The 17,988-nt window shown below is 59.5% G+C and carries 21 protein-coding genes, 1 pseudogene and 1 riboswitch; of the genes and pseudogenes, 7 read left to right on the top strand and 15 right to left on the bottom strand.

The annotated features are described in order from the left end of the window. On the bottom strand, positions 1 to 689 hold a 689-nt coding region (locus FJ320_11025), incomplete at its 3' end, for an S-methyl-5-thioribose-1-phosphate isomerase (protein MBM3926489.1). A 30-nt stretch (positions 690 to 719) separates the two neighbouring features. Then, a riboswitch (SAM riboswitch) is annotated at positions 720 to 834 on the bottom strand. Positions 835 to 1,106: 272 nt separating this feature from the next. Between FJ320_11025 and FJ320_11020 the strand changes: the two genes are divergently transcribed. Then, the gene (locus FJ320_11020; protein MBM3926488.1) at positions 1,107 to 1,508 is read left to right on the top strand and encodes an OsmC family protein; all 402 of its coding nucleotides are present in this window, start codon (positions 1,107 to 1,109) and stop codon (positions 1,506 to 1,508) included. Here FJ320_11020 and FJ320_11015 read toward each other — a convergent pair. The 6 genes from FJ320_11015 to FJ320_10990 all read right to left on the bottom strand — a co-directional run bounded on the left by FJ320_11015 (position 1,505) and on the right by FJ320_10990 (position 4,894). Beyond that, complete coding sequence (locus tag FJ320_11015) at positions 1,505 to 1,927, bottom strand: hypothetical protein (protein ID MBM3926487.1); 423 nt, start codon at positions 1,925 to 1,927, stop codon at positions 1,505 to 1,507. The two genes, FJ320_11020 and FJ320_11015, sit on opposite strands and share 4 nt — an antisense overlap. Before the next feature lie 2 nt (positions 1,928 to 1,929). Next, entirely contained in the window at positions 1,930 to 2,646 is a 717-nt protein-coding gene (locus tag FJ320_11010) for a ubiquinone/menaquinone biosynthesis methyltransferase (protein MBM3926486.1), read from the bottom strand. Between the two features lie 8 nt (positions 2,647 to 2,654). Next, positions 2,655 to 3,242 carry a UbiX family flavin prenyltransferase gene (locus FJ320_11005; protein ID MBM3926485.1) on the bottom strand — a complete coding sequence of 196 codons (588 nt, stop codon included), beginning with the start codon at positions 3,240 to 3,242 and terminating at the stop codon, positions 2,655 to 2,657. Then, positions 3,239 to 4,132, bottom strand: a complete 894-nt coding sequence (locus FJ320_11000; GenBank protein ID MBM3926484.1) for a 4-hydroxybenzoate octaprenyltransferase — start codon at positions 4,130 to 4,132, stop codon at positions 3,239 to 3,241. Before FJ320_11000 ends, FJ320_11005 begins: the two co-directional genes overlap by 4 nt. Positions 4,133 to 4,166: 34 nt before the next feature. Further along, positions 4,167 to 4,409 (bottom strand): hypothetical protein, encoded by a 243-nt coding sequence (locus tag FJ320_10995; GenBank protein MBM3926483.1) that lies wholly within the window; start codon positions 4,407 to 4,409, stop codon positions 4,167 to 4,169. 128 nt (positions 4,410 to 4,537) lie between these two features. Beyond that, entirely contained in the window at positions 4,538 to 4,894 is a 357-nt protein-coding gene (locus FJ320_10990) for a VTT domain-containing protein (GenBank protein ID MBM3926482.1), read from the bottom strand. Between the two features lie 299 nt (positions 4,895 to 5,193). Here FJ320_10990 and FJ320_10985 point away from each other — a divergent pair, with 299 nt between their 5' ends. Both FJ320_10985 and FJ320_10980 read left to right on the top strand, forming a co-directional pair. Then, on the top strand, positions 5,194 to 5,940 hold the full coding sequence (locus FJ320_10985; GenBank protein ID MBM3926481.1) for a dienelactone hydrolase family protein: 747 nt from the start codon (positions 5,194 to 5,196) through the stop codon (positions 5,938 to 5,940). A 30-nt stretch (positions 5,941 to 5,970) separates the two neighbouring features. Beyond that, positions 5,971 to 6,234, top strand: a complete 264-nt coding sequence (locus tag FJ320_10980) for a hypothetical protein (protein MBM3926480.1) — start codon at positions 5,971 to 5,973, stop codon at positions 6,232 to 6,234. Here the strand turns inward: FJ320_10980 and FJ320_10975 are convergent. Together FJ320_10975 and FJ320_10970 are read right to left on the bottom strand one after the other, a co-directional pair. After that, positions 6,231 to 7,685, bottom strand: coding sequence for a menaquinone biosynthesis decarboxylase (locus tag FJ320_10975; protein MBM3926479.1), 1,455 nt, complete (start codon positions 7,683 to 7,685; stop codon positions 6,231 to 6,233). The two genes, FJ320_10980 and FJ320_10975, sit on opposite strands and share 4 nt — an antisense overlap. A gap of 118 nt (positions 7,686 to 7,803) precedes the next feature. Then, positions 7,804 to 8,121: a zinc-binding protein gene (locus FJ320_10970; protein MBM3926478.1), complete on the bottom strand. Its 318-nt coding sequence runs from the start codon at positions 8,119 to 8,121 to the stop codon at positions 7,804 to 7,806. Between the two features lie 165 nt (positions 8,122 to 8,286). On the opposite strand from FJ320_10970, the gene FJ320_10965 reads away from it, so the two are divergent. From FJ320_10965 to FJ320_10955, 3 genes and pseudogenes are all read left to right on the top strand, one after another. Then, positions 8,287 to 9,039 (top strand): glucose 1-dehydrogenase, encoded by a 753-nt coding sequence (locus tag FJ320_10965; GenBank protein ID MBM3926477.1) that lies wholly within the window; start codon positions 8,287 to 8,289, stop codon positions 9,037 to 9,039. Positions 9,040 to 9,098: 59 nt separating this feature from the next. Continuing rightward, positions 9,099 to 9,851 (top strand): SDR family oxidoreductase, encoded by a 753-nt coding sequence (locus FJ320_10960; GenBank protein ID MBM3926476.1) that lies wholly within the window; start codon positions 9,099 to 9,101, stop codon positions 9,849 to 9,851. 446 nt (positions 9,852 to 10,297) lie between these two features. Beyond that, positions 10,298 to 10,757: pseudogene (locus tag FJ320_10955) on the top strand (RidA family protein). Positions 10,758 to 11,759: 1,002 nt separating this feature from the next. Here the strand turns inward: FJ320_10955 and FJ320_10950 are convergent. The 5 genes from FJ320_10950 to FJ320_10930 form a co-directional block, all read right to left on the bottom strand. Next, complete coding sequence (locus tag FJ320_10950) at positions 11,760 to 12,065, bottom strand: HigA family addiction module antidote protein (protein MBM3926475.1); 306 nt, start codon at positions 12,063 to 12,065, stop codon at positions 11,760 to 11,762. A 12-nt stretch (positions 12,066 to 12,077) separates the two neighbouring features. Continuing rightward, positions 12,078 to 12,359: a type II toxin-antitoxin system RelE/ParE family toxin gene (locus FJ320_10945; GenBank protein ID MBM3926474.1), complete on the bottom strand. Its 282-nt coding sequence runs from the start codon at positions 12,357 to 12,359 to the stop codon at positions 12,078 to 12,080. Positions 12,360 to 12,435: 76 nt separating this feature from the next. Further along, positions 12,436 to 13,623, bottom strand: a complete 1,188-nt coding sequence (locus FJ320_10940) for an acyl-CoA dehydrogenase (protein MBM3926473.1) — start codon at positions 13,621 to 13,623, stop codon at positions 12,436 to 12,438. Between the two features lie 214 nt (positions 13,624 to 13,837). Then, the gene (gene ggt, locus FJ320_10935; protein MBM3926472.1) at positions 13,838 to 15,538 is read right to left on the bottom strand and encodes a gamma-glutamyltransferase; all 1,701 of its coding nucleotides are present in this window, start codon (positions 15,536 to 15,538) and stop codon (positions 13,838 to 13,840) included. A gap of 136 nt (positions 15,539 to 15,674) precedes the next feature. Further along, positions 15,675 to 16,877: an acetamidase/formamidase family protein gene (locus tag FJ320_10930; protein ID MBM3926471.1), complete on the bottom strand. Its 1,203-nt coding sequence runs from the start codon at positions 16,875 to 16,877 to the stop codon at positions 15,675 to 15,677. Positions 16,878 to 16,906: 29 nt separating this feature from the next. Between FJ320_10930 and FJ320_10925 the strand changes: the two genes are divergently transcribed. Continuing rightward, the gene (locus tag FJ320_10925; GenBank protein ID MBM3926470.1) at positions 16,907 to 17,665 is read left to right on the top strand and encodes a creatininase family protein; all 759 of its coding nucleotides are present in this window, start codon (positions 16,907 to 16,909) and stop codon (positions 17,663 to 17,665) included. Here the strand turns inward: FJ320_10925 and FJ320_10920 are convergent. Continuing rightward, positions 17,654 to 17,988, bottom strand: a 335-nt coding sequence (locus tag FJ320_10920) for a hypothetical protein (protein MBM3926469.1), incomplete at its 5' end; no start/stop codon positions are given. The genes FJ320_10925 and FJ320_10920 overlap by 12 nt on opposite strands.

The following is a 17,988-nucleotide window of genomic DNA, read 5'->3' as shown; positions in this document are numbered from 1 at the left end:
GCCGAGTCCACTACCATAGTGGCGGGTATGCCCAATTGCACTAGTTCCCAGGCCGTGAGGCGAGCGCCCTGCAGAAAAGGACGTGTCTCCGTATGAAATACCTTAAATCTGTGCCCGCCTTCCCACGCCGCTCGTATCACACCCAGGGCGGTCCCGTAACCCGCCGTCGCCAGCGCGCCGGTGTTGCAGTGGGTCATGACGCCCGCCGCTTTAGCCAGCAAGGTCGCGCCATGCTTCCCCATGCGACGGTTTATCTCCTTGTCTCGCGACTCCATAGCCTGGGCCTCGTCTAGCAGCCTCGATGCCGCATCTCTAGGAACGACAGTCGATTCCGCCATCGCCATCAACCGCGTAACGGCCCACGCCACGTTCACCGCCGTGGGCCGTGCCGCAATGATTTCGTTGGCAGCCTTGCAAAGCCTGGATAAGAAATCTTTGCTCTGGCCTGCGCTCAACTCCCGCGCCGCCAAGGCTAAACCATAGGCGGCTGTGACGCCCAAAGCAGGCGCGCCCCGCACTTGCATCTCTCGAATAGCCTTTACCACCTGCCGGTAGTCCTGAAGCTCCAACACCACCGTCTGGTGGGGTAGCTTGGTCTGATCCAGGAGCTTCAGTTTGTCGCCGCTCCACTGTATGGCTTCTATTTCCGCCAATAGTCCTTTCCTCTCATAAAATAAAAAGCTCCCCATAAGGGAAGCTCATTCATAAAGTCTGAGCCCCCCTCATCTGTCGTCCTTCAATGGAAGGACGTCGGAATTGGCACCGACATCCCGATTTCTCGGGACCGGTTGCCAGGCTTCATCGGGCCGTTCCCTCTGCCTGTCTCGATAAGAAGGGTACGCGTCTATTTACTTTTTAATCATAAAGAATCTTATGGTCACCCCATCCTGCTGTCAAGACGTTTTTCGTTGCGTATCGGTGTCTTCTGCGTCTCCCGCTCAAGGACCACCGCAGATTTATACCATTGGATTGTGTCCATCGGAGGCGCTAATACAAAACCAGACTAGTCTGGCTTGGTAGTCCAACTCTGCGATACCTCCGATGGAATTGCCCTCAAGGGCCCTAACACGATAGGCTAAGATTTGTCTAACCATCAGGAGCACCCCATGGAAAAAGTAACGGTGGAGAGCTATCGCAACCTTCAGCAAGTCATCACCACCAACGGCCACAGCCTCATCGGCGACGAGCCGCCCGGTGTCGGCGACGGCCTCGGCCCCAGCCCCCACGACCTGCTGCTGGCCGCCCTCGGCACCTGCACCTCCATGACTCTTCTTCTTTACGCTCGCCGAAAGGGCTGGCCCCTCGAAGCCGTGAAGGTGGAGCTTACCCGCGAAAAGGCCAGCCCTGAAACCGGTCCCGCCGACACCTTCAACCGCCACATCTCCCTCAAGGGCCCGCTGGACGAAGACCAGATCCAGCGCCTCCTGGAAATCGCGCAGCGATGCCCCGTCCACCGCACCCTATCTAGTCCACCCCGCATCGTCGACAAGGTAAAGCTGGCCGCCTAACCTTGCCTCGCCATCTTGAGCTTCGTAAGGGGCCATGCCCACGAGAGGAGCGCTATGGCCGACGTTCCTCCTGCCGAGTCGGCAAGCCAGTCTGCAATAGAACTCACTCGACCGGGCACAAAGCTCTGATATATCTCGTCGGCGGCTCCTATAAGGACCGACGCGGCGGCCAGGGCAAGGACTTGAAACGGATTGGGCTTATGCCGGCCTACTGACTTGACCGCGATAAACAGAAAAACGCCCAGCATAAAGTAAAGGCAGAAATGTATCACGATGTCCTCATAGCTGGTGGGAATCCAGTTAACGGACTCAGCCCCCGGCGGACGGCTCTGCGATGACAAGTAGAAGATCATGCCGACCCACGACAGTAACGGTACCCACGCCGCTACCCGCCAAAAGCCCCAGCGTCTAAACCCCAAGGCTAGCCCTTGACGCCCCAATGCAGATGCACTGACCCCATCGCCAGCGGCCTCCGCCCCACGTCCCTAAACCCCACGTCCCGATACATCTTCTCCAACGCCACCGATGACAGGAACCTTCCCATCGACTTCGACAAGTAGCTGTACGCCGCTCCGTCCCCCGCCACCAGCGACCCCAAAAACGGCACCGCCGTGTTGAAATACAACCGCACTATGGGCCTGAAAATCCCACCCTCAGCCGGCAGCGTCTCCAAGGACAGCACCCGGCCGCCTGGCCTCACCACCCGCATCATCTCCCGCAGCGCCCCCTCCAGGTCCGGCACGTTCCGCAGCGCAAAGCCCGACGTCACGCAGGCGAAGGTGTCTTTCGGAAAGGGCAGCGACAGCGCGTCGCCGACCATGAAATCGACGGAAGCGTGGGTGCGTTTCCTCGCCTGCTTCCGCGCCGCCCGCGACACCATCGGCTCCAGCAGGTCAACCCCCACCACCGACGTGACCCCTTGAGTTCTCGACAGCTCCAGCGCCAGGTCGCCCGTGCCCGTCGCCACGTCCAGGGCCGGCCCCTCCAACCCCGTCATCGCCTGCCTCGCCGCCGCTCGACGCCACCTGCGGTCCATGCCAAAGGTCATGACGGCGTTCATCAGGTCGTATCGAGGCGAGATGCGGGTGAACATCTCGCCCACGTAGCGGCGCTTCTCGTCGCCCCGCAGCTCAACCATTCGCGCCCCTAGGCCCCCTCGCCCTTGTACTGGTGCCGCGGCGGCAGCGACTCCTCCACCCCCAGGGCCACCAGTATCCGCCCCACCACAAAATCGACGATGTCGTCCACGGTATGAGGCTGAAGGTAGAAGGGCGGCTCCGGCGGCAGCACCACGGCCCCCAGCCTCGCCAGCGTAGCCATGTTTTCGAGATGCACAGCATGGAGAGGAGTCTCGCGAGGGACTATCACCAGCCGCCGCTTCTCTTTAATACATACGTCGGCGGCCCGTAGCAGCAGGTTGTTGGCGACGCCGTGGGCCAGCGACGCCACTGTGGTCATGCTGCACGGCACAATAACCATGCCGCCCGTCGGGTATGTGCCGCTGGCGATAGGTGCCGCCATCTCGTACAGGCCGTAGTCGGTAAAATTCGGGTCCTCCCGCCACGCCGCCAGACATTCGTTTAGCGATATGTCTAACTCCTGCTGCCACACCAGCTTGGCGTTGTTGGTGATTACCAGCGCCGTCGGCACCCGCCGTTCCAGGAGCGCGTCCACAGTCCGCCGCGCCATCACTGCGCCGCTGGCCCCCGATATGCCTACCACTACAGGCTTCACAGGAACACCGCCAGGCTTACGCCCGCCAGCAGTATCAAGCCCACGTAGGTGTTGATCTTCAGCGCCGCCACGTTAGCCCTCGATAGGTCGTTAGGCTTAACGATGGCGTTCTGGTACACCAGCAGGGCCGATGCCCCAACCCACGCGGCGTAGTAGAAAGCGTTTAGCTCTAGCATAATTCCGACGGCCAGCAGCGCCGCCGACGCCCCTAGATGCATAACCTTGGCCCACAGCAGCGCCCCCGGAATGCCGAACTGCCTCGGTATCGAATGGGTCCCGTAGGACTTGTCGAAGTCATAGTCCATGCAAGCGTAGATAACATCGAAGCCGCCTATCCACAGCGCCACGCCCGCCGCCAGCACCACTGCCTCGGGGTCCAGGCTGCCCGTCACGCCTATCCACGCCCCGGCGGGAGCGATGGCGTCGGTCCAGCCGAGTATCAGATGGCAGAGCCAGGTGAAATACTTGGCGTAGTTGTACAAGACCATAGCGGCCAGGGCCACCGGCGCCAACGCCAGCGCCAGGTTGTTCAACTGCGAGGCCACGAAGAAAAACACAGCCACCGACACCACCATGGCGGCTATCATTTCGCGCTTACCCAGTAGGCCCCTCGGCAGGTGCCGCCCCGCCGTGCGAGGGTTGGCGGCGTCCTCCTTCTGATGAACGACACGATTAGCCGCCATCGCCACTGTGCGCGCCCCCGCCATCGCCACTGTTATCCAGATGAACTTGTCCCACCCCGGCCAGCCGTCCGCCGCCAAAAACATGCCTATGTACGCAAAGGGCAGCGCAAACAGCGTGTGCTCGACGCGTATAGCGGATGCGAAGAGGTGGAGTTTGGAACCAGTAAGAAGAGAAGCCAAAATCTGATACTTCCTTTCAAGAATCATAAGTGTTAGAAATGCTGGTTCTTGATATTCAATATTAGATATTGGACCTTTCAGCCACTGTTCTAAATCCCCAACCCAAAGCGGTATAAAGCAAAACTATCGCCAGCACAACCGTTTGCTTCTCATTAAGCTTTTCTGGACCTAAGCACAGAATTAAGAAGTTGAATACAGCTACAACCACAATAAAAATAAGCACTTGTGCCTTGGGAGATGTCGTAGAAAGAGCTCGGGAACTCTGCAATCCTTTTGTGCCTTGAGTATTATTAACTGTACTCATAAAATCATTGTCTGGATACTAACTCAAGAGCTCCCATCCCAAGTAGGATAAGAGCATACCACGCCCAACCTTTCCAATAAGGGTTGGAATAAAATAGCTCGAGAACTTGACTCCTGTATATCCACATCCTATTCCGACGATATCAAAAAAGGATTCGGAATCAGAGCAAGGAGGATTATAAACAACCATCTCCATCTCATCAACGCAACGCTGGTAATCCTAGAAACGATTCCTGACGTGATCGGAGCACTGTCTGGCTTTCTACCCAGGGATCGACCAAGTAGAAAACCCGAAGTCTCACCCAAGGCAAGACCAGAACCTCCTACAAGTCCCGCAATAATTGGATTAAAAGATTTACCAGCCGCTATGATGAGAGCTTGACCGGGTCCTGAGATTACAAGAGTTGCACCTGTAAGTATAGAAGAAATGAATAAGCCTACGTAGTTCAGAGAGTCTTTGTTTGTCCAGGGGATTTCTACAAACAATAGCGCATATATGCTAAAGATTATGCTGAGCAATGACACCGTGCCAATGGTTACTCTGTTTCTTGTCATTAGATGGTGGAGGGAAAACCTGCTGTGGATGCAACTGCTCTTAATTTTCTCGGCTATATTACACCCTTCAAGCTCTCACTTCCTTACATGTAGACACTGCAAACTTATGACATTAGTGCATAAAAGACCAGTTGCGGTTGCAGCCGCTTGACAAAAATCCTCCCAAGGATGAATCTTGCACCTATCAGCGCACCGTAAGAAGGAAGACGATGCATAAATATTCCACCGATATGAAAGAAGGCATGATTGCAGAGACGGTAAACATCAAGGGCCACAAGGGCGACACCATCAACGCCTACCTCGCCCGCCCATCAGGCAGCGGCCCCTTTCCAGGCGTGGTCCTCATCCACCACATGCCCGGCTGGGACGAGCTTTACAGGACCTTCACTCGCAACTTCGCCCACCACGGCTACGTCGCCATTAGCCATAACCTCTACTACCGCACCGGCCATGGCGTGCCCGAAGACGTGGCCGCCAAGGTCCGCGCCGCCGGCGGCATCCCCGACGAGCAGATGGTCGGCGATACCGAAGGCGCGGCCAAACACCTGCGGTCCCTGCCATATCTCAACGGCAAGGTGGGCGTCGTCGGCACCTGCTCCGGCGGGCGCAACACCTTCCTGGCCGCCTGCCGCACCAAGGCCTTCAACGCCGCCGTCGACTGCTGGGGCGGCAACGTGGTGGTGGCCGATAAGAGCAAGCTCACGCAGCAGCAGCCCGTGGCCCCCATCGACTACACCAAGGACCTCTCTTGCCCACTGCTGGGCCTCTTCGGCGAGGAGGACCAGAGCCCCACGCCCGCCCAGGTAAAACAGCACGAAGAGGAACTGAAGAAGCACAAGAAGCAGTACGAGTTCCACATGTACCCCAAGGCCGGCCACGGCTTCTGGTACTACGACCGCCCCGCTTACCGGCAGGAGGCCGCGGTAGACGCCTGGAGCAAGACCTTCGCCTTCTTCGGCAAGCACCTGAGCAAGTAAGCCCGCCAGGCCAGGAGATAAAATCAAGCCATGTGCACCATGATTTGCCAGCGGGCGGCTGTCACAGGCAGCGGCAAAGGCGCCGACGGCTGGTTTAAGCTCTCCCACGTCAACGTCTCCTACGACCACCCCTTTCACGTGCCACTGGACCACTCCTTGAACATCGACTTCGTCGACGAGAAGGCGGGGCCTGGGGCGCGGGTGGCGGTGGAGCTGACGCCGGAGTCGGCCCGCGAATTAGTCCAGGCCATACTCACGGCCCTGGAGCAGGGGAAGGACATCAAGCCAGGCTAGAGGCCGTAGTCCCGCCACTTCTTATCGACCATCGCCTTTATCTCCGGCGACATGACGATGTCCGGAGGCCACTGGCGGGGGTGGCCCTCGCCGGCGATTTTGGTGGTGGCGTCGATGCCTACTTTGCTGCCGAAGTGCGCCGTCGGCGAGGCATGGTCTAAGTCGTCAATCGGCCCGCTGGCGAAGAAGATGTCTCGCTGGGGGTCGAGATTGTTGGTCACGCGCCACGCCACTTCGGATAAGTCTTGGACGTTGACGTGGTGGTCGACGGCGATGATAGCTTTGGCCAGCGACATGAGGCCCAGGCCCCACAGCGCATAGATAGCTTTTCGTGCCTGCCCCGGGTAGTCCTTCTTAACCGATATTATGACCAGGTTATGGAACACGCCCTCGGCAGGCATGTTTATGTCAACCACCTCCGGCACCACCATTTTGATGATGGGCAGAAACACGCGCTCGGTGACCTTGCCCATGTAGTAGTCTTCCATGGGCGGCCTGCCGACGATAATGGTGGGGTAGATGGGTTTGCGCCGTCGCGTAATGCAGGTAACGTGGAACACAGGGTAGGTGTCGGGCATAGAGTAGTAGCCAGTGTGGTCGCCAAAAGGCCCCTCGGTGCGCTCGTCGCCGGGCGTGACGTAGCCCTCCAGCACAATCTCCGCCTGCGCCGGCACTTCGATATCCACCGTCTTAGCCTTGACCATCTCAATGCCCTCGCCCCGGAGGAACCCCGCTACCATGGCCTCGTCCATCTCCGGCGGCAGCGGCGCCGACCCCGTCCAGATCGTCGCCGGGTCGCCGCCCAGGGCTACCGCCACGTCCAACCTATCACGCTTCCGCTCCTTACTCTCTCGATAGTGTTTGGTGCCGACCTTCTGGGTCTGCCAGTGCATGCCGCAGGTGTTCTTGTCGTACACCTGGATTCGGTACATCCCCATGTTTCGAGTGCCCGTGTTTGGGTCCTTGGTGATAACCAGCGGCAGTGTGATATACCGCCCGCCGTCCATGGGCCAGCACTTGGGAATCGGCAGCTTGAACAGATCGACCTGGTCCCCTTCCAGCACCACCTCCTGGCAGGGCGCGCTGCGCACTGTCTTTGGCTGGTAGGACGCCACCTTCATAAGTTGCCCCAAGGCCTTCATCTTTTCCATGATGCCCTGCGGCGGCCCCTGCATCAGGCCCAGCATGTCGTTCACCCGTCCCACCACGTCATCGAGGCTATCCGCGCCCAAAGCCCAGGCCATGCGCTGCTGAGTGCCGTACATGTTAATGAGGACCGGAATGTCGTAGCCCTGGACGTTTTCGAACAATAGGGCCGGGCCGCCTTTTTTAACGACGCGGTCGCAAATCTCCGTTATCTCCAGGTCCCAGGACACCGGAGTCTTGATGCGCTTAAGCTGCCCCTTGCCCTCCAGAAAAGCGATAAATTCGCTAAGGTCTTTGAATTTCATTTAGTCGAGCGCCATGCCTAATAGATTGAAGACAGGATAACTTATAAAGGGGGCGGCGGGGTAGCTTCCCTGGGCTGGAGGGCAAAAGCCTGGAGGCGGGGGCGCGGTGGATTGGCAACTAGAAGCTGCGAGAGCGCTGCTTGCTGAAGCAGTCCTGGCAGTATACGGGTCGAACGCCCCTGGGCTGGAAGGGCACCATGGTCTCGTTCCCGCATTCCGCACAGGTGACCTTGAACATCTCCCTGGAGCGGCTGCCGTCGCCGCCGCCCGAGGCTGCCGGGGCGCCGCGCTGAGCGCGCCGAGAGGAGCGGCAGTTCTGGCAGCGCTTGGGCTCGTTGGAGAACCCCCGCGACGCAAAGAACTGTTGCTCGCCAGCAGTGAACACAAAGCTGGTCCCGCAGTCCGAACAGGTTAGGGTCTTGTCCGCAAATTCCACCAAGTGCTTCTTCTCCCTAGTCGTTTGTTTTCGGGCGCTCCCAAAAACTCGCCTAATTATACAGAAACTTTTCTTTCTGACAATTCCTTTCTGTCACTCTCCCCTTTTGACTCTACGGTTCGTGGTGTATCATCCCCTCAGTTTACGAGGTAGAGGGAGGACACTATGCGTCTTCAAGGCAAAGTCGCCCTTATCAGCGGCGGCGCGCGAGGCATCGGCGAGGCCACAGCCCGGCTCTTCGTCCAGGAGGGCGCCAAGGTGGTCATGGCCGACTTGCTGGAGGCCGAGGGCCGCAAGCTGTCCGACGAACTCAACAAGACCGGCAAGAACGCCCTCTATATTAAAATGGACGTGACTAAGGAGGAGGACTGGGCCAAGGCCGTCAAGGCCGCCACCGACCAGTTCGGCAAGCTCAACGTCCTTATCCTCAACGCCGGCATCACCAGCCAGGGCCGCATCGACCAGATAACCCGCTCCGACTGGGACAAGGTCATGGACGTCAACTCCACCGGCGTCTTCCTCGGCGCCAGGGCTGGCCTCCCCGCCATCAAACGCGCCGGCGGCGGCTCCGTCATCATTACCTCCTCCCAGCTGGGCCTCGTCGGCGGCGACGCCAGCCACGCCGCTTACCAGGCCTCCAAGGGCGCCGTCCGCCTTCTCGCCAAGAACATCGCCATTCAGTTCGCCGCCGACAATATTCGATGCAACAGCATCCACCCGGGCCCCATCGAGACCCCTATGACCGCCCACCGCCGCGCCGATCCCGCCTTCCTCAACCGCCTCATGTCCAAAGTCCCCATGGGCCGCATCGGTCAGCCCATGGAAATCGCCTACGGCATGTTATATCTTGCCTCCGAAGAGTCCTCCTACGTCACCGGCAGCGAGCTGGTCATCGACGGCGGCTGGACCGCCCAGTAGCAATTCCATCCGCTCACACTGAGCCTGTCGAAGTGCGAGCGGATTAAATAAATGCAACCATGCGCTTAAATGGAAAAGTCGCCCTTATCAGCGGTAGTGCCCGGGGCATCGGCGAGGCCACGGCCCGCCTCTTCGCCCGGGAGGGCGCCGCCGTCATCGTCGCCGACGTGCTGGAAGCAGAAGGCCGCGCCGTCGCTGAAAGCATAGCTAAGGCCGGAGGCAACGCCCGATTCCTCAAGCTCGATGTGCGAAAAGAGAACGACTGGCAGCAGGCCGTGTATGAGGCCGAGAGCCGATTCGGCAAGCTAAACGTCCTAGTCAATAACGCCGGCGTCAGCGGCGCTCAGTTCGGCAACGAGCTGACCGAGGAAGCGTGGCGGTTTATCATGGACGTGAACTCGTCAGGCGTGTTCCTCGGCGTCAAGGCCGCCGTCCCCACCCTCAAACGCGCCGGCGGCGGCTCCATCATCAATATGTCCTCCCAGCTTGGCGTCGTCGGCTCCAGGTTTACCCATCCCGCCTACAACGCCTCCAAAGGCGCTGTCCGCACCCTCACCAAGGCGATAGCCATTCAATACGCCCGCGACGGCATCCGTTGTAACTCCGTCCACCCTGGCCCCATCGACACGCCCATGGCCGCCGGCATTTTCACCGACCCCGCCGTCGAGCGTCAGGCCCTCGCCCAAATCCCCCTGGGCCGACGCGGCCACGCCGAAGAGGTGGCCTATACCTGCCTCTACCTCGCCTCCGACGAGTCCTCCTACGTTACCGGCGCTGAACTCGTCGTCGACGGCGGCTGGCTAGCCCAGTAGCGACAATATCCCTCTTATACCAAATCGGTCTAGAGACGGCGGTTATGCTGTGAGAGGAAGTGGCGCCGCATAATTGCGGTTGGTGACAGGGAGACCTCCCCTACCACACTTCGACCCCGACCCCCCTCTCTAACTCTCCTCCTCAAGGGGGGAGAGGACCGGAAGGAACACCTCGGTAACATCCCATACCTTATTCCTGCCTCTATTACGCCGATTTGGTATTAGACGCATCAAAGAATATGTCAACCGCCAACATTCCGACTGATGCCTCTCTTCTTCTTTCCTCTCCCTTGATGGGAGAGGATTTAAGGTGAGGGTGAAGCCCTGCTAGCACGCCTCGTCCGTCAGGCTAGACCACATCCCTTTGGTTATTCCCCTCCGTGGTCCCTTTTTGTGAAACCCCACTGATGGCCTTATAATCCCCTCAAACCTCAAGGAGTCCCGCCATGTCCAAAGTCGAAGACAAACTCAAGCAGATGGGCATCACCTTGCCTCCGCCTCCACCGCCGGGCGGCAACTACGTCCCCATCGTCCGCACCGGTAATCTCATCTTCCTCGCCGGCGTCACCTCCAAAAAAGCCCGACGGCTCGCGATTCGACGGCAAGTTAGGCAAAGACCTGACCGTCGAGCAAGGCTACCAAGCCGCCAAAAGCTGCGGCCTCGCCCTCCTGGCTAACCTTAAAAAGGAAATCGGCGACCTGGACAAGGTCAAGCGAATCGTCAAAGTCCTCGGCATGGTCAACTCCGCCCCCGACTTTACTCAACCCCCCGCCGTCATCAACGGCTGCTCCGACTTGTTCGTCGAGCTCTACGGCGACAAGGGCCGCCACGCCCGCTCCGCCGTCGGACTCGCCACCCTCCCCGGCGGCTCCGCCGTTGAGATCGAGATGATTGTGGAGGTGTGAGGTTACTGAGCCCTGCTCAGTTCCTTTACCTCTCAGTCGTTCACTTGAGTGTACCGACCCGTTGAGTAGTTAGAATTGGCCACACAAGACATCTGGCAAAGAACCGTCGACCTGTCCAACCGCGTGTTTGCGGTTACCTCAGATATTGATCTGCCGCATGGCGATCCTTGGCCAACAGTTGTGACGCTCTTTTTAGCCCAAGCAAATGAACGGTTGCATTCTGTGAAAGTACTCTCGGACTCGGACAACGACCATTGGGACAGTGCGGTGATTCTCACACGCTCTCTCTTCGAACTTGCAGTGAATCTAGCTTACATTGAGAAGGACGCCAACGGACGCCTGACTCAATACCTGAGACACGGAGGGATTCCACTCACGCACGAAGAAGCAGAACAGCTACAGCAGGAGATAGAGCAAAATCCCCAGCCTGCAGTGCTGGGCATTGTACCGGCTCGAGCTTGGAAAAAGCTGCAAAAGATGTGCAAAGACTTAGGCGATGGTTGGGTAAGGGAGTACGAGATGTTTTATCGATACTCTTCTGTACCAACTCATGCGGGAGCCTTCACTTTGGGAAAGACCCTCATACAGCTCTTGCAACAATCGCCACCTACGGCCCAACAAAGGGCAATGGTTCTCATTACTGCCTTAGCCCTTCACTTGCGGGTTGGTGAAATTGGCGCCAAAACGTTCCCAAGGGAAATCAATCTCGAAAATGTGAAGACACTAAGGAAAGAACGCCAAGATTTAGGCCAGTCCTTGTCCACGCACCAGCCCCCCCGCCCCCCCCCCCCCCCCCCCCCCCAGCTAGTGTTCGGCCAGCAGTTGTTTAGTCTGGGTACCAGGTCGAGCCGTAGAAGGTTCGAGTACTGTCCAAGATACCGCTCCACAACTGCTCACTTGGTTTCGTCCTGATCACTGATGATAGAGGGTGTCTACGCCGAAGTTGAGACTATTACAGCCACCCCTACACCTGCGTGGAATGCCTTAACCCCGCCAGAATCATCAACGAGCACCAGAGTACACTTTAACTTCTCTTTCCAACCTGGTGCCCAGCTTATCTGATTCAACATCAAGGTCGAACTGGGCCTGAAGCCCAAGCCAAAACTCTGGTGACGTGTCGAAATAGCGTGCTAATCGTAACGCTGTGTCGGCAGTCACACTCCGCCTCCCCAAAACGATCTCATTGATGCGCCGTGGGTCAACGCCAATGTCTAAGGCCAGTCTATGCTGGCTGAGACCCAAGGGCTTCAAGAACTCCTCCTGCAGCACCTCCCCAGGGTGGACAGGGGCCATCTTTTGCTCTCCCATGGTATACAACTCCTAGTGATAATCTGTAATCTCAACCTCGAACGCGTCGCTCCGAGTCCAGACGAAGCAGATCCGCCATTGATCATTGATTCGGATTGAGTGCTGCCCTTGGCGGTTCGCTGAAAGCTTTTCCAAACGATTTCCTGGAGGCGACCGAAGGTCCCCTAACGACCGCGCATTGTTCAACATCCGTAGCTTCCGCAGGGCCGTCCGTTGGATAGTAGGCGGAAACTTCCTGGAATACAGACGACGGTAGACCCTCTCCGTCTCTTGGTCCTTAAAGGACTTAATCACAATAGAACTGTATAGCGCTTTACGCTAGGCGTCAAGGGATATGTGCCCTGGTCTCTTGGGCTACCCGTCCCTCCCCCTACGCCTGCGTCGAATGCCTCAACCCCTCCAGCATCTCCTCCAGCCCCAGCTCCGACTTCCCCACCATGTCCAGGCATCTGTCCGCCGCTGGCGGCATCAGCGTCCCCGTCCTCGCGTCCCGGAAGTGCCGCTCCAGCGGGTATCGCTTGTGCGCCGTCCGGCCCCCGCACACCTGCAACGCGCGGCTGGTCACCATCAGCGCCGCCCCCCCCGCCAGCCATCGCGCCTTCCCCGTCAGTATCGCCTTGCCGATAGTGTCCGATTCATCAAATAAGCAGCACGCCTTGTACAGCATCAGCCGCGCCCCTTCAATCGACAGCGCCATCTCGGCCACGTGCCGCTGAATAATCGGATTGTGCGACATAGGCGCCGGGTCGGGGTCAAACCTGTTCTTCTTCACGAACTCCTTGGTATAGTCCAGCGCCGCTTGGGCCGTACCCAAGTATCCCGCCGCGTCGCCCAGAGTAAAGCTGTGCATATCGCCGACGGCCTTGTCGCCGCTCCCGGGCTGGCCCAGCACCCACTCCTTCTTCACGAGACAGCCCTTGAAGGTCACTACCGGGCTCACCGTCCCGCGCATCCCCAGCGTGTCCCACTCGGGGCTGATGGTTATCCCTGGCGAGTCCGTCGGCACAATGGCGTGGGTCAGCATACGTTTGTTGTCAGAATTCTTGAAATTGCAATGCACCATCGCCCACTGGCACGCTCCGGCCATGGTGCTGAAGTGCTTCAGGCCATTGATCACATACCCGTCACCCGACGGCTCGATGGTCGTCCGCTTCATCCCTATCCCGCCGTGGCTGGCCGGCTCGCTCCCCCAGCTCCCGATGAGCCTCCCCTCCTTCACCACCTCGCCATAGAAAAACGCCTTCTGCTTGTCCGATGCCAGGGTGTCGATGTACCGCAGCACCGTGGCGTGCATGTTGAAGCTGTTGGCCGTGTTGGTGCAGCCCGCCGAAAGCTTCTCCAGCACCATGGTCGACGCCAGCACGTCCAGCCCCAGGCCACCATATTTCTTGGGCGCCGTCATCGCCAGCAGCCCGTTCTTCCACAGGTCCCGCAGGCTTTCGACGGGGTGCTTGCCCGAGGCGTCCACCTCCGCCGCGCGAGGCGCCAGCCCCTCCCGGGCCACCCGCTCCGCCCTCGACACCACCTCTTGCTGTTCGGCGTTTAGCCTGAAGTCCATAACGCTACCTTCATTCTTTCCCTGTATGCCCAGCGCTAGATAAGGCTTGAGTTGTGTACAAAAATTGACCACCACCGAGGAAATTCCTTCTCCCCTTGTGGGAGAAGGCGTAGGATGAGGGGTAAACCCTGGAAGCACAATCCTTTATCACTGTCACCTACCCCCGCTCTCTATTTGTTCCACAATGTGTGGAAAGGTCAGGATAGGGGTCTACCTAGAACCCCAGCGCGTACCCGTCCCGCCGAGGGTCCGCCCCTCCCATCAACACCCCCGTCGACTGGTCCAGCGACAGCGCGTGCCCGCCACCGACCTCGCTAGTCCACTCGCCCAGCAGCCCCACCTTGTGCCCTCGACGCTCCAGGTCGTCCCGCGTCGCCTTGGATATCCGGTCCTCCATGTTTATCTGAACGCCGCCCATAACCCGGAACCGAGGCGCCTCCAGCGCTTCCTGCAGGTTCATCCCAAACTCGATGTAGTTCAATATCATCTGAGTGGTGGTCTGGGGAATGCCGTAGCTCCCTGGCGTGCCTATGGACAGCAGGAACTTGCCGTCCTTGAAGACCTGGATTGGCGCCATGTTGCTCCCTGGCCGCTTACCAGGCTGAACCAGCAAGTTGCTGCCGCTTCCGGGCTTGATGTCCATTAGATCGATGTTATTGTTCATAATAAACCCAGTATTACCGATAACCACCGAGCATCCAAACGCCGCCCCCAGCGTCTGCGTCAGGCTCACCACCGTCCCCTCCGAGTCCGCTGCCGCCAGGTGGGTGGTCTCGCCGCTGGTGTAGGCCGCGGGCTTGCCGGCGACGAAGGAGCCTGGAGGCGGGTTGTCGGTGTACCGCTCGCCCATGACCGTCGATGCGCGATAGTGGTTTATCCGAAGCCGCTGGTCTCGAGCATATGTCTTCGACAGCAACCCCTTTATGGGCACGTCCATGAAATTCGGGTCGCCGCCGAACATGATGCGGTCCGTGGCCGCCAGCTTTATCGCCTCCGACACCAGGTGGATGTAGTCCGCCGAGTTGTGCCCAAGGCCCCTCACGTCGAAAGACTCCAGGATGTTCAGCGTCTCCAGCACCTGGAAGGCATTGGAGTTGGGGCCGTTGGTGATAATGTCGAAGCCCTTGTACTTGATAGCGATGGGCTCTTCCCACGCCGGCTTGTAGTCCCTCAAGTCCTGCTTATCTATCAAGCCGTCATTAGCCTTCATAAACCGCTCGATTTCCTCGGCGATAGGCCCTCGATAGAACCCGTCCAACCCCTTGTCGGCCAGTATGCGAAAGCTCCTCCCCAGGTCCTTCTGTACCAGTATCTCCCCCGCCTTCAGTGGCCTCCCGTGGGGGTAGTACGCAGCCTTGGTGGTGGGGAACTTCTCCAACTTCGCCATGTTGACTTCAAAAAACTTAGCGTCCAGCTCCGACACCACGTACCCTTCCTCCGCCAGCTCTATGGCCGGCGTCAGCACCTGCGACCTCGACAGCTTGCCGTGCTTCTCCAGCAGCGTCAGCCACCCCGCCGGGTTCCCCGGCACCAGCGGGCACCGAGTCCCCACGCTGTGGGTCTGCGGCGAGAAGGCTTCCGGCACAGCTTTGTGGGGCACCAGGCCAGTGAAGTTGAAGGCCTTCCGCTCCTTGCCATGATATCGGCTCATCACCAGCATCCCGATGCCGCCCATGCCCGACATATACGGCTCCACCACGTTCAGCGCCGCCGCCGCCGCCACCACCGCGTCCACCGCGTTGCCCCCCTGCACGAACATCCGCAGTCCCGCCATCGACGCCGCGTAGTGCGCGCTGGTTATCATTCCCTTTCGCGCCTTGATAACCGGCCGGTGCGCCGTCATCGTAATGCCCGTGGGCAGATACGTCGGCCTGCTGTTCGTCGTCTGCTGCTGCGGCTGGGATGTCGTTGTCATTATTCCTCCTAACTTCTTGTACAACTAGGTCTCGTTCATTTCGTTAACAGAGCTGCCGACGAAGCCTATGCCGCACCCTTCAGGGTGCGGTAGGGATTACAGAACCCTATTTAGCATCCGACCTTCACAACGCTCGTTACTTCTCAAAAATATCCTCCGGCAAAAATGCCGACACCGTCACGTTCGGCAAGTCCACCACGTTGCTTATCTTCAAGTCCACCGCCACGCTGCAAATAATATACGCCTGCTCGCGAGTCCACCCTCGCTCCTGCAGCAGCTCTATCATCCTTACGACGGCGTTGCGGCAGGCCAGCGTCAGGTCTTCGCTCTCGTTCCCGCCGTCGTCCCGCACGGGCATCCCCATAGTGGCGATGAACTTGCGCGGCGCCGCCCACTGGGGGTCGATGAAGTAGCCCGGGTGCGAGAACCGGGGCCACTTGATGCCCAGCTTTTGCGCCTCGCCCTTGTGCACTTTGAACTTCACTGCCGCCGTCATCCCCATCTCCACCGCCGTGATGCACACCTCGCCGTCGCCCTGGGCGAAGTGCCCATCCCCCACCGAGTACAGCCCGCCGTCCACCGCCACAGGGATAAATAGATGAGATCCCTTGGTCAACTGCTTGATATCGACGTTGCCGCAGTTCTCCCGGGGCGGCAGCGTCCGCAACCCCTCTTTCGCAATCTTTCCACCCGACGGCACCGCGTCCTCCGGGTCCGGCGGCATAACGCGGCCTCCCCGCTTCAGCAGCTCCTCCTCTCGACGCGTCCACTCCTCCAGTTGCTTCCTCGACGGCGCCAGCCCCGCCGTGCCCATAAAACAGCCGTTGGGTATCCGCACCCCCGGAAGCTGCTTCGACCTCGCCCACCCGTCCTTGATGCTCCAGTGCGCCAGGTACGGCTCCGGGTACAGGTCTCGCAAGAAACCGACGTTGGGCACGAATCGAGTAAACGCTGTCGGCTCCGGCAGTATGTCCAGATATTCGATCTCCAGCAAATCTCCGGGCTTGGCGCCTTTGATATACACCGGCCCCGTCAGCGGGTGGCTTACCTTCCTCGATATGCCGGCGATCTCCTTCAGCGTCGCCCCGAAGGTTATCTGCCCGTCGGACGCGTCCTTGGTCTGGATAACCACCTCCTCCCCCGGGTCCGCCTCCACCACCGGCGTCACGTCCGGATGCCATCGATTGTGCCCCTTGTTGGGCTGGTCCTTGAGCCGCTTCTTGCGGTCGATTTCTATGCTTTTCACAGCGCCCACGCCTCTACAAAGATGGGCGTAGTATAGCGTCGGCCCGCATATAGGGAAAGGCCGCTTTTCCCAGGGTGATTGCGGTGCTACCATACCGCCATCCGACGACGCGGAGGTGTGGCATGGCAGACAAAGCCTTCGTCCTGGCTGAGATGTCCTGGCCCGAAGTCAAAGAAGCCCTCAAGACCGTCGAGGTCGCCATCATTCCCACCGGCTCCAACGAGCAGCACGGCCCCAACATCGCCGAAAGCTCGGACATCGCCCTCGCTACCGCCGGCGCCCGCAACCTCGCCCGCCGCCTCTACCCCCGCGCCATCCTCGCCCCCTCCCTGCCCTTCGGAGTCTCGCCCCACCATATGCGATTTCCCGGCACCATCTCTCTCCGACCCGAGACCTTCATCGAAGTCCTCCGCGACGTCGTCGGCAGCCTGCAAAAGCACGGACTTCAGAAGTTTTTCATACTCAACGGCCACGGCGGCAACATGGCTACCCTCAACGTCATCACCTGGAAGCTGCGGCAGGAGCTAGGCGTTAAAGTGGCCTACGCCCTTCACTGGCCCTCGCCCACCCTCGTCGACAAATACCAGCGTTCGCCCCGCATCGGCCACGCCTGCGAAATCGAGACCTCGCTAGCCATGCACCTCACCCCCAACATCGCCAAGACCGAGGCCCTGGCCAAAGGCCAGATGCTCGGCCCTGCCTTCAGCGGCGGCATGGACGCCAAGACCAACGACATCATCACCGCCAACTACTTCGACGAGGTCACCGCCAATGGCGCCCTGGGCGATGCCACCTACGCCTCCGCCGAGGCCGGCAAGGAGATGGCCCGGGAGATAGAAGACCGCCTCACCACCCACCTGGAGCAGTTCCTAGCTGCCTAGCCTCGTCGTCAGCACCCACATGGGCCGCTGGCCCACCTCGTACATCCCTATCTGGTCCAGCCTGCCCGTGGCCTGGTCTATCCGGTACGCCCCCATCCTACCCGTCTCCAACCCCGCCGAGTATAAAAATTTGCCCTCGGTATCGATGTTGAACGCCCTGGGCACCCGCTCCACCGCCGTATGTCCCGCCGCCGTCAGCCTCCCCGACGCCGCATCCACGGAAAACCCCGCGATGCTGTCGTGCCCTCGGTTGGGCGCGTAAAGGAACTTGCCGTTAGGCGTCATACGAATCTGCGCACAGGTGTTTTGGCCCTTGAAATCGA

Source organism: SAR202 cluster bacterium, assembly GCA_016872285.1.
Taxonomy (GTDB): domain Bacteria; phylum Chloroflexota; class Dehalococcoidia; order Lucifugimonadales.
The sequence above is the reverse complement of the archived record's forward strand: the minus strand, read 5'-3'. Positions and strand labels throughout refer to the sequence as shown.

Coding starts and splice junctions, on each gene's coding strand:
- FJ320_10930 (MBM3926471.1), bottom strand. CDS start 16,877: ATGGTAGCACCGCAATCACCCTGGGAAAAGCGGCCTTTCCCTATATGC.
- FJ320_10985 (MBM3926481.1), top strand. CDS start 5,194: ATGAAAGAAGGCATGATTGCAGAGACGGTAAACATCAAGGGCCACAAG.
- FJ320_10960 (MBM3926476.1), top strand. CDS start 9,099: ATGCGCTTAAATGGAAAAGTCGCCCTTATCAGCGGTAGTGCCCGGGGC.
- FJ320_11010 (MBM3926486.1), bottom strand. CDS start 2,646: ATGGTTGAGCTGCGGGGCGACGAGAAGCGCCGCTACGTGGGCGAGATG.
- FJ320_10950 (MBM3926475.1), bottom strand. CDS start 12,065: ATGGGAGAGCAAAAGATGGCCCCTGTCCACCCTGGGGAGGTGCTGCAG.
- FJ320_10965 (MBM3926477.1), top strand. CDS start 8,287: ATGCGTCTTCAAGGCAAAGTCGCCCTTATCAGCGGCGGCGCGCGAGGC.
- FJ320_10980 (MBM3926480.1), top strand. CDS start 5,971: ATGTGCACCATGATTTGCCAGCGGGCGGCTGTCACAGGCAGCGGCAAA.
- FJ320_10940 (MBM3926473.1), bottom strand. CDS start 13,623: ATGGACTTCAGGCTAAACGCCGAACAGCAAGAGGTGGTGTCGAGGGCG.
- FJ320_10975 (MBM3926479.1), bottom strand. CDS start 7,685: ATGAAATTCAAAGACCTTAGCGAATTTATCGCTTTTCTGGAGGGCAAG.
- ggt (MBM3926472.1), bottom strand. CDS start 15,538: ATGACAACGACATCCCAGCCGCAGCAGCAGACGACGAACAGCAGGCCG.
- FJ320_11000 (MBM3926484.1), bottom strand. CDS start 4,132: ATGATTCTTGAAAGGAAGTATCAGATTTTGGCTTCTCTTCTTACTGGT.
- FJ320_10925 (MBM3926470.1), top strand. CDS start 16,907: ATGGCAGACAAAGCCTTCGTCCTGGCTGAGATGTCCTGGCCCGAAGTC.
- FJ320_10995 (MBM3926483.1), bottom strand. CDS start 4,409: ATGAGTACAGTTAATAATACTCAAGGCACAAAAGGATTGCAGAGTTCC.
- FJ320_11020 (MBM3926488.1), top strand. CDS start 1,107: ATGGAAAAAGTAACGGTGGAGAGCTATCGCAACCTTCAGCAAGTCATC.